Source organism: Okeania sp. SIO2F5 (assembly GCF_010692685.1).
Lineage (GTDB): Bacteria > Cyanobacteriota > Cyanobacteriia > Cyanobacteriales > Microcoleaceae > Okeania > Okeania hirsuta.
Genome location: NZ_JAAHGU010000157.1, coordinates 1 through 16,258, shown reverse-complemented (window position 1 = coordinate 16,258; position 16,258 = coordinate 1). Strand labels below are relative to the sequence as shown.

Here is a 16,258-nt window from a genome sequence, read left to right as displayed (position 1 = left end):
CATCCTTAAAACTTTAACCTTTAGCGATCGCCTAATTTATGAAAAATACAGCTCATACAGTTACTTTTATGTTACATTATCAATATTTATGTAATATGTAAAGATGCCAGCGCTCATTGCTATAGCTCCCAGACTTTGCCTTTCCCATCGACTGCTCCGGGGCACAATATTCTGCCGAACCAATAACTGTTTCTGTCACTGTCCGACGTTGAGTTTTCGGCATAATCTTAGATGCTCCAAAATCAACCAAAACTAACTTTTTATCCGCCTCTATCCTAATAATATTCTCTGGCTTAATATCCCGATGAATCACATTATGACTGTGAACAAACTGCAAAACAGATAATAAGTCTATTAACAATTATCGAATCTGACTTTCATTAACAACCCCACGGTTTTCTAACTCTTGTTGTAGAGTTTCTCCCTGAATAAATTCCTATACTAAATATTGACGACTATCCACAGAAAAATAAGCAAAAAGTTCAGGAATTTGTGGATGCTTTCCTAATAACTCCAACCTTTCCGCTTCCTGTGCAAATAACTCGGCAACTTTTGCCACAGTTTCTGTTCCCTAAGCTTGAGGGAGAAACTGTTTAATCACACAAGGAGGTTTAGAAGGTTTAAACTTATCCACAGCTAAAAAAGTTCGACCAAAACCACCTTGTCCGAGAATACTTTTTGCCCAATAACGTTCTACAAGTAATAGTTGATCTCCACATTTTTAACAGAACTGAAAATTATCGGGATTAATATTCAGACATTCTGAGTTGAGACATTGAGACATGATAATAATTTTTTTTTAGAATCTACTAAACTCTATGACTAAATTATAAACAGGACTTAAGCAGCCAAACAAGAAACTGGGTTTATAGTATTTTTTTGCTTCATGAGGTACATTGACGATCCTCCTAAATCTCCCTTAAAAAGCTATGCTTTATCAACATCTTTCTTCACATAAAAATTGACAAAATAGACAAGTTATGTATAAGTCTTGGAGAGAATTTTTCAGGAGAAAAGTGTATTGAAAAATACATTTTTTTGAAAACTGTAGACAAGATTTTTGCCCCCCACACTCCCCACACTCCCCACCCTCCCCACAAGGTTTTCAGGAGTTCCTTATCAGGTATAGCTTAAAAAGGGGGACTTTGAATACTCCCCTCTTAAAAAGGGGGGCGGGGGGATCTAAAACTGTACCTGATAGATTATTGAATTTATTGTCAGTTATTGTTTTGGAAAAATTACCAGAAATGAGTCATCAGGAGTTAGAAGCTATATTTAGTATTAATGATTTGAAAAAAAACTCTTTTGCTCAGGAATTAATGGCAGAAGCAGAAGAAAGAGGAAAGTTAAAGGTTATTCCTGAATTACTAAAGCAAGGCTTTTCTGTGGAAAAAATTGCTAATATACTTCACCTTGATGTTCGGCAAGTCCAACAATTTATTAATAATCTCAATTAATTAGAATTACTACCAGTAAAGAAAATCTAGGTTTGGTTAATTTATACATTAGTAGAGTGTCTATCAATAGAGAAAACCCAACAAATTTTTTCCTATTATAGGAGGTAATGATAATTGATAAATGATAACTGAAATGACTACTTTAATAAATAATTAATATTTAATTTATTGCCGAAATTAACTTAATAACGTTAAAGTTAGGCAGAGTTTGTGTAAACAGACATTTAATCCTAATTTGAGGAGCGAATATTTAATGCGAGTTTTATTAATTTATCCCTTATTTCCCCAATCTTTCTGGTCTTTTGAAAAAATTCTGGAACTGATAAATCGCAAAGTAATGCTACCTCCTTTAGGGTTAGTAACAGTAGCAGCTATCTTACCCCAGGAATGGGAATATAAATTAGTCGATAGAAATATTAGGGCAGTCACAGAAACAGAATGGGAATGGGCAGATTTAGTCATACTTTCGGCAATGATTGTCCAAAAAGAAGACTTACATGACCAAATCCGAGAAGCAAAACGACGTAATAAATTAGTAGCTTGTGGTGGCCCATATCCCACAGCATTACCCCAAGAACAATTGGACAGTGGTGTAGATTTTCTAATTCTGGATGAAGGGGAAATTACTTTGCCTATGTTTGTCGATGCTGTCAAACGTGGGGAAACTCACGGTATTTTCCGTGCAGATGGGAATAAACCTGATGTGACAACAACTCCTATTCCCAGATTCGATTTATTGGAAATGCAATATTATGAATCTATGTCGGTTCAGTTTTCCCGTGGTTGTCCGTTCCAATGTGAATTTTGTGATATTATTGTTCTGTATGGTCGTAAACCCCGTACCAAAACGCCAGCACAATTATTAGCAGAATTAGATTACTTATACGACTTAGGATGGCGTGGTTCTCTATTTATGGTAGATGACAACTTTATTGGCAATAAGCGTAATGTTAAATTGTTGCTCAAAGAATTAAAAGTTTGGCAAGCAGAACATCAATGTCCATTTAAACTGACTACAGAAGCTTCCGTTAACTTAGCAGAAGACCCAGAATTAATGCAATTAATGGTAGATTGCAATCTTAGAGCGGTATTTTTAGGAATAGAAACGCCAGATGAAGATAGTTTAGAGTTAACCCATAAATATCAAAATAATCGTAACCCTCTCAATGAAGCAGTAGAGAAAATTATTAAGTCTGGTATCAGAGTAATGGCAGGGTTTATTATTGGTTTTGATGGAGAAAAACCAGGAGCAGGCGATCGCATCGTTAAATTTGTGGAAGAGACAACTATTCCCACTGCCATGTTTAGTATGTTGCAAGTCTTACCAAATACTGCACTTTGGCATCGTCTAAAAAAGGAAGGTCGTCTTTTAGATAAAGGTGCTAACGTTAATCAAGTAACCTTGACAAATTTTATCCCCACCAGACCAATAGAAGATATTGCCAGAGAATATGTAGAAGCATTTTGGCAGTTGTATGACTATGAAAAGTTTTTAGATCGAACTTATCGACATTTTTTAATGATGGGCGCTCCCACTGCTAAAGGTGCTGCAAAAATGCCCAGTTGGATAGAATTACGAGCATTGTTGATTATTTGTTGGCGACAGGGAATAAAGCGGAACACTCGTTGGAAATTTTGGCATCATTTGTTTAGCATTAGAAAAAATAATCCTAGTGCTTTGACATCTTATATAAGTACCTCCGCTCATATCGAACATTTTTATGAGTATCGTCATATTGTCAAAGAAAAAATTGAAGCGCAGTTAGCTGAATATTTAGCTGAGAATAAACAGTTAAATGTCATAGAGAAGGAACAAGAAAGACCAAAATTAAAAAAGGTAAAAGAAGAAGCAGCTTAAAGTCTGCAAGTAGAGAGGTTTAATACAATTTCTCTACATTTCTATTTTTCCTTTGGTTAGCAAAACCACAATCTTTAAATCATTAACTAGCTGTCAGCTAAAAGCTTTCAGCTCGGGTTAAAATCTCCTTTAAATTGCATTTCTCTAGGTTTCAGCGAGCGATCGCTGTTTGTGGAGTATGACCCTAGAAAATGCTGACTGCAACAATTGGTGTTTACGGAGCATTCCGTCAGGAAATACTTTTTAAAATCAGATCATATCCGGTAGCATCGGTATTGTAAGCGCGAAGGTAAGGAAGAAGGCTATTGAGTAAGAAAAAAACCTAAATTTCCTGTAGATATTCACCCTTGGGTTTACACAAACGATTGCCTTCGGACATGATATGATTTATAAAGTAAATATTAAGAGGCTGAATTTTTTGGAATACAAGGGTTTTGGGAGTTATAGCCCAATAATACCTAAATCACTGAAAGTTAGGTTAAATAAAGGTTTTAGCTAAATTTACAAATCAGCTTTAATAGCGCGATCAAAACTTTATACTTCTATTCCTTTTTCCTTCTTCCCTCCTAATACCATCCTCTTAATACCATTTCTGAATAGACATCTCCAGAAAAGGTTCTTCAACCCTTATAATACTGTTCCAAAATCGATATTTTTGGAGAAGTCTAATAGTAATGCTATGTTTGATTACCATTTCCCCATCTCCCCATCTCCCCATCTCCCCATTATTAAAGATATATAACAAACTTTTTGAGATTTGGTATGACTCCTAACTCCTGAGGACTGACTCCTGAGGACTGACTCCTGATTCCTCCGTCGTTATTTATCAGTATTCAACCGGACATGATATCACTCAGTTTTCAACGGAGTTTTTTTGCTAAAATTTGCCCTACCTTTTTAACTATTGGGTCAATTTCAATCGCAAAATATTCTCCAATTTCCTTTTCTACTAAATTAGTCAAATTAACTGTTTCTGGATAAATATCAAACACCAAATAAAATTTGGCCATATCCCTAATTATTAACAGTACTCCATCCAAACAAATCAGGTCTTTAACATCAAGATATTGAAGAAAATCATTATTCCAAAGTACCTCAATTTTTATCCCTCCCCCTGATAAATTCTCTTTAGAAATTAACTGACAATACCCCGAAGGTACACCATAAAATAAAGACCCAGAAATTTCTTCTCCCAAACGAATAGACCTTTCTAAATTCAGCTTTTTCTGTCCTTCATATTGTGCAGCAACTTTTGTCGAAGCTAGATAAAACTTTAATAGATAAAACTCTCCTAATATCTCTTTACCTAAAATTGTTAACGCCCTCCCATTGACAGAAATATTAGACTTGATTTCCACTTCAGTATATAAACTATCAGAAACATCAAGAATTAATTCACATCCCAAACCTTGTAAGCGAACTTGATAAACTTTTCCCGTTTCTTGAATAATTCCAGTAAACATTAAAGAGTAATTGGTAATAGTTGACACTCATTATCTGATTTATTTGTCGCTATATATAGCAATACGTCTTTTGGTATAGGACAATAAATTTTAGTTGTCAGGGAATAGGCAACATGGAACAGGGATATAGAGAAATGTCCTAAAATAATTTTTAGTTCTTCAGCTAATTCAATAATTTTGAGCTTGATTAAGACACATCTATAGAACCCATTTGGTATCTTTGTCGCCGATTCAGTTTTTTGTCAAAAGTCATAATTAAAAAGTCAAAAGTTAGAAAGTAGGGAAGGTATAAAGGAAAAAGCGGATGGGACTCCGCGTCCTTCGGGTATATCTTTCCTCCTTCGGAGGAGCTACGCTAACAGAGAAGCTTTACGTATGGCAGTTGCTTTAAGTGGCTAATAAAGGGCGGATGCAGGTCCTGCCCACAGCTCCTTGGGAACCCGCAGGGCGCACTGCTCGACCAAGAGAGCGGTCAGATCCCGCGTCGGTTCAGACCCAAGGGAATGCTGACCAAGAGAGGGAACGCGCACTAAGCAGGTTGAAAAATACTCCCCACCTCCCCACCTCCCCACCTCCCCATCTCTTTTTAAATAGATATCAAATGAGTTCTATAGTATTCACTGTTAAGAATTGGTATTGTATCTTACCCAACGAGCAAAAACAATATTGCTAAACATCAAAAAATACTTAGGGTTTGCGCTCAAAAGTCTTATGGGTGAGGGTAGGAGACAGGAGACAGGAGACAGGAGACAACCCACCCCTCGCCCCTCCCCCTCCCAGGAGCGGAGAAATGGGAACGAGCGAGGAGGTAGGAGCGGGCGTTTTGTCCCAAGATTGTTCTGCTCAACTCTTGACCAAAATCCTGAATTTTTGAACCATTACCACCTAAAACCTCGCACCCCCTCCAGACCTAAAATTGCTCAAACTAATACCAGTCAATACTTTGATATTTAATCAGCAAACCCTACTTAATATCATTTCTTAAAAAGAATTCTATAGTTATGCAAGACTTCAATGATTAAGTAATTATTAGGATTCAATAACGTGAATAGCGATTATTAGGTAGTAAGTATATATTATTCTTATGTTTGCTACTCCCCTACTCCCTCACTCCCCTACTCGTTTAGTGCTTATAGGGAATAGGGATTTCTCACAGAATCCAAATAATATAAATTGAATTGTTTGAGAATAAATACTTATAAAATTACCTTAGTAGATTATTGTCTTTTAAGTTTAAGATTACTCTCTTACTCCTTTCAAAGTCTTTAAAATTAAGGTTTTCCAGGTTAATATTAAATTTTTCTAATAAAATAAAGTTATGAATAACCGTAACAAGGGTTGCTTTTTTTCGAGAATAGTATTAATCTATAAATTAATGAAGCAATAAACCTAGTTTGAACTCAGAGGTTAGCATTAGTAATAGATCAGCGGTTTCAAATCAGAGAAATTTAATTTAGGAGAATGACTTATGAGATTGGGCTACAGTTAAAGATAAAAATGAAAGCTGTAGATAATCTAACAAATTTAGTAAATAAAGCTAACTCTAACTCTACAACAAAACCTCCACAATAAATAGCAAAATTCTACCGAGAAAAACTTGAAATACTCGTAACCTTAAGTAAAAAAAAGGAAATCAATTATGTCAAGTCTACTGAAAACAGTTAAGCAGATTAATGTATTAGCTTTAATATTTAATTTTAGTTCGGTATCAGTAAACTCGAGGGTGAATCCAGTACAAAAGTCTATTGCTAAGACAATTATTAAAAGCGGGACCAGACTTTATGAAAATGGTAAAGCAACTTTAGCTGAAATTGGAGAAATAGTTAATACTTTAGTAGTTGAAGTAAAGACAGAAAAAATCACAGCAGCGCAAATGGTAAAAGTTTCTGTTAAAGACTAATATAAATAAAAAGCATATTGTTGGTAAATTCTGTTGGCAACAGGGGATGTTATCCCCTGTTTTTTTTGTGTTAATGATTTTGAGTAATTTGGTAAGAAACAATTTCCATTTTAGCTTTTTGAATTAATTAGAGATACTATAGCACTACGCAAATAGGTTAGGAAATTTATAAATGCTCAAACTCAGTCAGATATTACTTTTAACTTTTAACTTTTGACTTTTGAGTTGCGCGTAGCGCTATATATTCTTACTCAGATGACACATTGAGTAAATTACGATAGACTGTAAAAGATTAAATTACCAAAGTTTTTATTATTATACTTACTATCTATGCCAAGAAAAACTAAAAAAACAGCAACTTCTAATTCTCTACCTCAAGAAAATGCTTTATCCTTCTCTTCCATTCACGCTAGGATTGATTTTCTCAACGAAAAGCATAAAAAACTTCTGAGCAAAATCAAACGTAAAAAAACTGAGTTGTCTAACCTGACTCAACAAATGCAAACACTCACTCAAGAAGTGCGTCAAAAAAGTAGACCATTGTATGACAAAATTAATAGTCTAGATCAAAAAATTCATGGGCTATTTGATAAAATTTTAAGTAATAAACTTTTAGGAAAACGTCAAAAGCAAGAAGTTATAGATATTTATCGAATCTTACAATTGACAGGTAAAATTTCTCCTCGCCCAGAATATTTTTCTCGGTCATCATCGACAAATTTTCAAGATGAAGATAGAAATGATTATGAACAGACAAAGGAGAAAGATTTTTTTGGAGAAAATCATCATTATGATGAAAATGAAGATATTTCTCAACCACGTCCTAGTAGAGACCTGAGAAAAATATTCTTAAAATTAGCCGATAAATTTCACCCAGATAAAGCTAGGGATAATGAAACTCGTGTTTTCTATACTGAAATAATGAAAGAAATTAATATTGCTTATCAAAGTGGCGATCTAGCTCGGTTATTAGAGATTGAAAGAGATAAGAATCAAGAAAATGTTAAGTTTTCCCAAAATGATAGTGAAAAAGAATGCGAACAATTAGAGAAAGAAATTGAACTATTATCTCAACAATATGAACAAGTTAAATCAGAGTTACGAGAAGTGAAAAAGACTCCTCAAGGAAATATGGTAAAACAGTATCGCAAAGCAAAGCGAAAAGGAGAAAATTTGATGGAAAATTTGGTTGCAGAAGCAGAAGTTGATCTAAATTCTTTGCAAGTATTGCATAATTTTGTTAAAGATTTTAAAGACCGGAAAATTACACTAAAAGAGTTTGTTAGAGGTCCTAATTCTGTAAATAGAGATGATATGGAAGATCTGATTAATGAAATGTTTGAAAAAATGTTTGTAGTGGTAAATGTATAAATTAACTTAATCGGTATTGTGATTGTATTTAAGAAGGAAGAAGGAAGAAAAAAGAAGGAAGAACCGAAGAAATTAAGGAAAGGAAAAGTGGATGGAGTCAAACCCCAACAAGCTTGTAGAAACTATAGGTGAAGTGGGTAGGAATGAAACTTATAAACGAAAAGATAAGTAATTAAAACGATTTTAAAATGACAGAATCTATTTCTTGGCAGGAACGCTATCTCAATTTAATTGACCACATTTTGGAAATTACTCTCAAAGGTCAAATTCGTTCTAAGGAACAAGTATATCAAATGCTGGTAAAAGAAATTAGTAGTGGTACGGGCGAAATTTTTGAACGTTGTTTTGATGAACGTCTGCAAACTGTCCAAAACCAAGTAGATACAGAAGCTGATGAGTTAAAACAAGCAAAAGCTAATCGTCGTTTGCGAGCATTAAAAACTATTCAGGGAGAATGGGAGCGGTGGGAAAAACTAAATCAGACTCAAGAAGCGATCGCTTCGTCTGTACAAGAAATTATTAATGCTGAGTCTAGCGATCGCCTGACTACTTTATTCAATGCTATTGACCCTAACCAAAAACAACCTCTAACTCTCAATCAACTACAAAAACTGGCCCAAAATTTAGACGGACAAAAACTCCAAACTGCTGACCCTGATTTAGAAAAAGACTTGCAACAGTTTGCGACTGGTATTACTAAAGGTTTAGATGCTTGGCAACGACTGCAACCTTATTTGGTAAGTTGGATTTATGACCAAAGTAGGGGTCAATTAGGATTTGGTGGTACTCCCGAACAACGAGGACCGTGGATATTATGGGCAAAACAGGTAAATAGTTCTTTTCCAGAAGGTTTATTCAATACTATTGCTTTGGAAAAGTCGATTGTAGAATTTGCGAGTAAGGCGAGTATTGAAGCTAGTAATTTAGTTGAATTGGTATTAATTTTACAATGTTTACAAAGAGGATTAGTAGAATGGTTTGATAAGTTAATTTATGATGCTAAAGTAGGGGCAAAATTATCTATTTCTACTTTTTTAACTTTTGCTACTATTTGGTGTCAGTTAGCTAATGGTTTTCAAGCTAGACCTCGTTTAACTAATTCTTGTTTTCAGGTGGCATTGCAAATTTTTCGTGCCTTTTCTCAACAGGAATATTTTCCGCTCTATGGTGGGATTTTTGCTTCTTTTTCTGGAGAATATTTACAGAATGCTTTGAGTTATTTAGATGCTCCTTTGCAAATAGTTAAAGGTACTCAAGCTAAGGCAAGAATTTTAACTTTATTGGGTTATTCTCAGCAAACTTTGGGGGAAAATTTAAAGGCAATGGAATTTCATAAAAAAGCTTTAGAAATTGCCCAAGAAACGGAGGATAAATTCTGTGAAATTGCTAATCTTAATCATTTGAGTCGGACCTGTGTAGCGATGCAGGATTATAGTGAGGCAATTAATTATAGTCAAAGGGCGTTGATGTTTTCTCGACAAATAGGCGATAAAAAAGGGGAAGCTAATGCTTTAGCTAATTTAGGTTTTAGTGAAGTTTTCCAAGCTAGACAACAAGAAATGATGGAAACTGAGATTTATGAAAATGCGATTAATTATCTACAACAGGGTTTAAAGTTATCGGAAAGTTTGGGAGATGGTCAGAGTAAGTCTCTTTGTTTTAGTAGTTTGGGAATTGCATTTATGGTGTTAGAAAAACCCGAAGAGGCTTTGTTATATTTGGTGGGTGGTTGGCAAGCTGCTCAATATTCTGGGGATTTGTATTTACAAGGTTTGAATTTAGCTTATCTTGCTCAGGCTTACTATAGTTTACAAAATTTGGAGCAAGCTATTTTTGCTGGTTGTTTGGGTATGTATTTGTTAGAGCAAATTGGTGCTAATGAATGGCGGCAAACTGCTGGATTGATGGTTGTTTTGAAGGGGCAATTGGGAGAAGATTTTAATGATATTTTAGATAGGAAACGGTCAGAAATTTTGCCAGTTATTGGGGTGGATGGTTATGATTATATCTCTGAACTTTTGGTGAAATATCAACAGTCACTTTAGAAGCTGTTAAAGTTAGAGCGATCGCCCAGACTATATTCTTAACAAAAATCCTCCCTAAAATCCCTATTTTATTGGTAGCCAGCTTGACTTTCTCTTCTCCATACTATCCGGATTTGGGATTATTCTAATTTTTGGCGTTCGCTAAAAGCCTGATTGGGAAAAGGTTTTACACCTTTTTTCCAAAGTTCACCCCTAATCATAAGAAAAAATAGCGATCAATGTGCGATCGCGGTATCATATCAAGTCCGTTGAATCAATTCAAGAATTATTTGAAGAAGCTAGTGAATCGGGGATGTCTACCAGAGAGTTACGGGATTATCATTTTTTATTCGCCGAACCGGTTCAAGTTTGGTCTAGAACAGCGACTGAAAACTAAATTGGTTTTAGGCGATCACCCTAAAATCGATTACGCTGTCGAGATCGCATCCTACAAAATCGGCGATCGCTAGATTTCTGCCACTCTTTCCCGTTTCAGCAGCACCTGGGCTATGACGATACCGAGTAGCGCTAAAAACGCCATCAGGTAAAAGACGTAATTATAGCTTCCAAATAAATCTCTGATCCGGCCCGTTAACAGTGTGCCAATCAAAGCACCAACGCCATAAGCTGTGAAGACAATGCCGTAGTTTTGAGCATAGTTGTCAGGATTAAAAAAGCACAATGTAATGGTTGGAGCCATAGCCAGCCATCCCCCAAGACAGAACCAAAACAGACAGAAAGCAATCAGATAGGTTGCCACTTGTCCCGTTTGAGCATTAGCCATTAATATACAGGCGATTAAGATCAGCACATAAGACAAAGTGGCAATATAGTGAGGTTTGAAGCGATCGCTCAACCAACCAAACAACGGACGACTGACCCCATTGAACAGAGCAAATAAGGCCACACTACTAGCAGCTACCGTTGGATTAATATCTATGATTTCCTCCCCAACTGGACTAGAAATGCCAATTGCACTCAAACCGACTAGGGTTCCAATAGCATAGCAAACCCACAACCCATAAAAGGAGCGACTCTTAAACAAGTTCCCAGGATAGCTTGAGAGTACCCTCTGACCTGAGTTTGATGTCGAAGCACTGGTATTCTGCTGAGGATGCCAGTCCCTAGGAGGCAACTTCATCGTCAGGGAAATGGCTAGAATAATCGCTGTAAAGGCGATACCGAGAATGCGTAAGGTGGGTCGAACACTATAGGCACTGATTAATTGGTTCGCTAAGGGAGCGGTGATCAGGGGCGAAAGTCCAAAGCCAACAATGGTTAATCCCAAAGCCAACCCTTTCTTATCTGGAAACCAGCGAGATACGACAACCATAGGCACACCATAGACAATACCCACTCCGGTTCCAGCAATGATCCCATAAGTGAAGATGAGTATGCCAATATGGTTGGCAAAGCTGGAAAGAATATAGCCTAAGCCGACGATAGTCCCCCCGATTGCAGTTGTCAGACGGGTTCCCATACGAGGAATGTAAAAACCCGCGATCGGCATAAATGCAGCATAGAAAACCAAAGCAAATGTATAGGGCAATAGGCTTTGACTGGCACTAATTCCTAACTCATTTTCTAAAGGAGTTCTAAAAATGCTCCAGGAATAGACACTTCCCAAGCAGAGTAGGATCGTCATCCCTAAAGGAATGAACAACCATCTCCCCTGATGTGGAGGTATTCCCAATATTTTTATCTTTGGCTCATAATCAGTAGTTACACTCATAACCTTTGACTTCTAAAAGCATTAAGATTGAAATTAGTTGACTCAGAATGGTCGGCAATTATGATGGGGCAGCTTGCCCCAGAAGCATCCGGCTTACTTAAACTCTGAACACTTGCCCCCTAAGCCCGTCACAATGGTGCAGGTGTTGTAAACCAGCATACCCTGATAGCTGCCTGCGGGAGTGCCCTTTTCCCCGATGCCGTCGGCAATCAGCACGTTCTCTGAAATATTCACGCCCGCCTCATTGGCGACAGTCCCCAGTACCTTGTCGTTGGCGGTTAGCTCCGCAAACAAAACGGGGACGCCGATCGCCTGAATCTTCTCGGTCAGGGATTTAACCTGGGCTGCTGTGGGTTGTTCCTCGGTTGAGAACCCCAGTAGGGTACCTTCCACCGTCAGACCATAGGCTCTGGAGTAATAGCTCATGGCATCGTGGGTGGTGATCAGACGACGCTGATTTTCTGGAATGGTGGCAATTTGTTTGGGAATCCAGGCGTCTAAGCGCTCCAACTTACTGGTGAGGGCATCAGCATTGCTTGTGTAGGTATCGGCATTGTCGGGGTCGATTTTAGTCAGGGTTTGCTCAATTACCTCCACCATGCGGATGCCGTTTTCAACGTCATGCCAAATGTGGGGATCGGGTTCCACTTCCCCTTCTTCCTCCACTTCAATAATGTCCTGGACGGCTTTTTCGTGTACCGCCACTTTGGGGGCTGGGGTCGTGCTTGCTTCCGCCATCTCAATAATCGACGGCTCAAAGTTCATCCCCGCGTAGAACACGGCATCCGCTACCTCAATCGCCCGTCGGTCAGACGGCCTAGCTTCATAGGTGTGCGGGTCTTGGTCATAGGCGATCAGACAGTTGGGTTCCAACACCCCCGCCGTAATTTGCTCCACCATGCTGCAGAGAACACTGTAGGAGGCGACGACCTCCGGAGTCCCGCCATCTGCCTGGGCGATTTCATCAGCATCTCTCCCTTCCCTCTGGTTGGCGATCGTCTCGGCAGTGCCACCACCAGTCGCCACGCCAACCACAACTGCTAAAGCCGCAAAAATACCTGCAAAACGAGGCTTTGACTGAAATAAAAAACGCATTGAAGTCTCCTGAATAAGTATGTATATAGTCGAGAAAAAATCCCATTAAGTCCATAACATGACCGTGGCAAACAAACCAGGTCTGCATCGGTAACAGCAGGTTGCCGCAACTAAGCAGACTGAAAAATTCAGTTGCTTCCCTTGGCAACCCTCCGGAAGTCTTATCTAGCAGCATTATGCCGCCAAACGACAACCCTCAATTTTCCCTCAACTGGGAAATTGTTAAATTTTGATATATATTTGCAATAATATACCATCATCATATTTTATGATATTTCTATCATATTTTTTTCATTTTCTATTCACTTTTTTCTAGAGGCAGACTATGCTGATCGTTCAAGATTTGTCCGTGAGGTATCGCAGTTTCACGGCGCTCAACAATGTGAGTTGTACCTTTGATGCTGGCGAGTTAGTGGCAATCATTGGCCCAAACGGGGCGGGTAAAAGCACGATGGTCAAAGCCATGCTGGGGCTGATTCAGTCGGCTACGGGTACCGCCCTGCTGAAAGGGAAACCTCTGACACAGCAGCTTTCGCAGGTTGCTTATGTGCCCCAACGATCGCAAATTGATTGGGACTATCCCATCACTGTCTGGAATGTTGCCATGATGGGCCGTACCCAGCAAACCGGGCTGTTTCGTCGGCCCAGTCGCCAATCTCGCGAGCTGGTGAAGGCGGCGCTAGAGCGAGTGGGGATGTATGAGTACCGCGATCGCAGCATCAGCGACCTATCTGGCGGGCAGCAGCAGCGGGTCTTTTTAGCCCGCGCCCTGGCAAAAGAAGCCGAACTCCTGATTCTGGATGAACCGTTCACTGGAGTGGATCAGAAAACGGAATCCATTATGTTCGACATTTTTAACGAGCTGAAAGCCCAGGCCAAAACCTTGCTCATCATCACCCATGATCTCAGCGAAACCCTGGATAATTACGATCAGCTGTTATTGCTGAACAGGCACGTTGTCGCCAAAGGCCCGCGCCACGAAGTTATGACAGAAGATAATATGCTGACTGCCTACGAAGGGCCGGTACTATTCGCCCCCGCCTAATATAGAATCCGGGTAATTAGTTATCGTATCCTGCTCGGAGTCAGGAGACGCGGAGACGCGGAGACGCGGAGAAAGGCACGAAGTAATCAGTGCGATTACTGTATAACCGGATTTTATATAATACCATTTCTCAAAAACTTTTCTACCTGTATGTTGAGTAGGTAGGGACGTTCGCATTTTTGTTATGCAACGTCCGTACGGGAGAAACAAACATAAGAATAATTAACATAATTACTAGCTAAAATTAGCAAAAAAATGATTATGATTGTGCTGATTAGTTAATAACTGAAGTATCGCCCAAGTATAGCAATAATGCATGGGAATTGGTATAACCTGTACACCATCAAAATTGATAAATCAAAAGGAGAATTTCTTGAACGTACTACTTGAACCCCTCAACTTTGAATTCATGCGCAATGCTCTGATTATGGGAATTTTGCTGGGCATTCTGTGCGCTGTCGTGGGCAGCTACATGATCGTGCAGCAGATGAGCATGATGGGGGACATGATTGCTCACTCTGTCATGGCCGGGTTGCCGGTGGCTGTGTTTATGAGGTTGCCCCTGTCACTGGGGGCGCTGGTGGCGGGGGTAGTAAGTGCCGTCGTCCTGTCGGGCATTGAGTCGAAATCCCGCCTCAAGCTGGATGCCGTAATGGCATTGATCTTTTCATTGTTTTTAGCGACTGGCACAACACTGGTAACGGTGCTGCCAGGAGCAAACCGTATCGATGTGATGCACATTTTGTTTGGCGACATCCTGGGTGTCACCCAGGACAATCTGAAGCAGACCTTTGGCATCACGTTAATTATTGTGATTGGCGTCTGGCTGTTTTACAAAGAGCTGTTGTTTTACACCTTTGACCCCATTGGATCTCAGGCCGATGGCATGAGAGTGCGCTTGTATTACCTAGGCATGGTCACCGCCATTAGCCTGACGGTGGTTGCCAGTATGCAAACCGTAGGAGTTTTACTGGTGATTGCCATGTTGGTGGCACCTGGAACAACGGCTTATCTGCTGGTCAAAGAGCTGCACCAGATGATGATTTTGGGCAGCTTTCTGGGGGCATTTGCCAGTATTGCCGGGATGTATTTGAGCTATTACCTGGATATTCCTTCGGGGTCTGCTATCGTTCTAGTAGCTTTTGGGCTTTTTATGCTGGCGTTCCTGTTCAGTCCATCCCAGGGGATTTTGACGCAATCCAAGTTCGTTAAAGACATGACCAAATAAATATTTCATGGCTTGTCTTGCGCTTCGAGAATAGATTCATGCTCTTGACAAATTGCTCGACCATAAGTAAGAACCTCTTCAAAAGCAGGTTCATTCTTAAATCACAGTCTCTGTTAATATAATATCATGTCCGGATAATTAGTTATAAAAAAACTTTCTCCTTCTTCTCCTGTTGTTCTTCTTCCTTCCCTCTTTTCTCCTGACTCCTGAGGACTGACTCCTGACTCCTCCGCAGTTATTTATTTATCACTGTTTAACCGGACATGATATAAATCACTAAAACATAGAAGTTTAACTCACTCCTTAACCTCCCCTTAAACACCAAAAAAAACGTCATCAATCACATCAATAACTGAAAAAAAAGATTAATATTAAGAATATAGGGGGTGGAAATAAATAACAATTAATTCTCCCTCTATTAATTTAGAGCTGATTCGTCAACTTAGCTATTTGCACAGCATTCTGCATGCAGGAAAACTCTGATATATTGCATCAGGAATTTAGGCTTTAGTAAGCCATAACTGCCAAAAAGCAAATATAGCAAGTAATTCAGTTTCATAATATTTACTTGATAAATCAGCTCTTAGTCTCTATAGTAAAAGGATATAAAACCATGCTATTACACGAAAAGAGAACAACTACTGAAAATCATCCCATTAATTCCGAGTCAGTAGCAAAAAGATTAGAAAATCAAGTAAATTCATCTAAAAAAGAATCAAATAGTCGTTTATATATGATTTGGTTAAAAGATGAAAATGGGCATTTAACTGCACATTGGACGACTCAATATTAGTTGAGAGAATTAGCAAAGAATTTTGATATTGGATTTTAATGAAAGGATGAAATATACCAATTCACTTTCAAGATATCACAAATAGTTTCCAAATTTAAATGTGGGGGTTGCACATTATGGAATGATATTGCCAAAAATTGGTTTAGATTTTGACTAAAAATAACTATTAATTAATCATTCTAGCAATTGATTAATCCACAATCCAATTCTATCAAAAATATCAAATCATTCGTCACTGTGCAACGCCAAATAATATGGTAGTCCTATATATATTGTATCCTTCATCACAACT

Annotated in this window: 12 protein-coding genes and 1 pseudogene; 9 read left to right on the top strand and 4 right to left on the bottom strand. The window is 38.5% G+C overall.

Annotated features, from left to right (window positions below; translation table 11 throughout):
- Positions 1-91: 91 nt before the first annotated feature.
- A pseudogene (locus F6K27_RS28655) lies at positions 92-784 on the bottom strand (protein kinase); the annotation flags it as partial.
- A gap of 430 nt (positions 785-1,214) precedes the next feature.
- Here F6K27_RS28655 and F6K27_RS28650 point away from each other — a divergent pair.
- Entirely contained in the window at positions 1,215-1,457 is a 243-nt protein-coding gene (locus tag F6K27_RS28650) for a hypothetical protein (protein WP_124144741.1), read from the top strand.
- Positions 1,458-1,710: 253 nt separating this feature from the next.
- On the top strand, positions 1,711-3,315 hold the full coding sequence (locus F6K27_RS28645) for a B12-binding domain-containing radical SAM protein (protein WP_124144740.1): 1,605 nt from the start codon (positions 1,711-1,713) through the stop codon (positions 3,313-3,315).
- Between the two features lie 860 nt (positions 3,316-4,175).
- Here the strand turns inward: F6K27_RS28645 and F6K27_RS28640 are convergent.
- Positions 4,176-4,805, bottom strand: a complete 630-nt coding sequence (locus F6K27_RS28640) for a hypothetical protein (protein WP_287279388.1) — start codon at positions 4,803-4,805, stop codon at positions 4,176-4,178.
- Positions 4,806-5,444: 639 nt separating this feature from the next.
- Here F6K27_RS28640 and F6K27_RS28635 point away from each other — a divergent pair.
- The 4 genes from F6K27_RS28635 to F6K27_RS28620 all read left to right on the top strand — a co-directional run bounded on the left by F6K27_RS28635 (position 5,445) and on the right by F6K27_RS28620 (position 10,094).
- Positions 5,445-5,732, top strand: coding sequence for a hypothetical protein (locus tag F6K27_RS28635; protein ID WP_153183409.1), 288 nt, complete (start codon positions 5,445-5,447; stop codon positions 5,730-5,732).
- Between the two features lie 685 nt (positions 5,733-6,417).
- Positions 6,418-6,678, top strand: coding sequence for a DUF5132 domain-containing protein (locus F6K27_RS28630; protein ID WP_287279387.1), 261 nt, complete (start codon positions 6,418-6,420; stop codon positions 6,676-6,678).
- A gap of 330 nt (positions 6,679-7,008) precedes the next feature.
- Entirely contained in the window at positions 7,009-8,049 is a 1,041-nt protein-coding gene (locus tag F6K27_RS28625; protein WP_287279386.1) for a J domain-containing protein, read from the top strand.
- A gap of 188 nt (positions 8,050-8,237) precedes the next feature.
- The gene (locus tag F6K27_RS28620; protein WP_287279385.1) at positions 8,238-10,094 is read left to right on the top strand and encodes a tetratricopeptide repeat protein; all 1,857 of its coding nucleotides are present in this window, start codon (positions 8,238-8,240) and stop codon (positions 10,092-10,094) included.
- Positions 10,095-10,539: 445 nt separating this feature from the next.
- Here the strand turns inward: F6K27_RS28620 and F6K27_RS28615 are convergent, their stop codons facing one another.
- Entirely contained in the window at positions 10,540-11,805 is a 1,266-nt protein-coding gene (locus F6K27_RS28615; RefSeq protein WP_287279384.1) for an OFA family MFS transporter, read from the bottom strand.
- A gap of 93 nt (positions 11,806-11,898) precedes the next feature.
- Complete coding sequence (locus F6K27_RS28610; RefSeq protein ID WP_287279383.1) at positions 11,899-12,900, bottom strand: metal ABC transporter solute-binding protein, Zn/Mn family; 1,002 nt, start codon at positions 12,898-12,900, stop codon at positions 11,899-11,901.
- Between the two features lie 325 nt (positions 12,901-13,225).
- On the opposite strand from F6K27_RS28610, the gene F6K27_RS28605 reads away from it, so the two are divergent.
- The 3 genes from F6K27_RS28605 to F6K27_RS28595 all read left to right on the top strand — a co-directional run bounded on the left by F6K27_RS28605 (position 13,226) and on the right by F6K27_RS28595 (position 15,966).
- Positions 13,226-13,945 carry a metal ABC transporter ATP-binding protein gene (locus F6K27_RS28605; protein ID WP_287279382.1) on the top strand — a complete coding sequence of 240 codons (720 nt, stop codon included), beginning with the start codon at positions 13,226-13,228 and terminating at the stop codon, positions 13,943-13,945.
- A 316-nt stretch (positions 13,946-14,261) separates the two neighbouring features.
- A complete protein-coding gene (locus F6K27_RS28600; RefSeq protein ID WP_287279381.1) occupies positions 14,262-15,173 on the top strand; it encodes a metal ABC transporter permease in 912 nt (303 codons plus the stop codon).
- A gap of 613 nt (positions 15,174-15,786) precedes the next feature.
- Positions 15,787-15,966 carry a hypothetical protein gene (locus F6K27_RS28595; RefSeq protein WP_287279380.1) on the top strand — a complete coding sequence of 60 codons (180 nt, stop codon included), beginning with the start codon at positions 15,787-15,789 and terminating at the stop codon, positions 15,964-15,966.
- Positions 15,967-16,258: the final 292 nt, after the last annotated feature.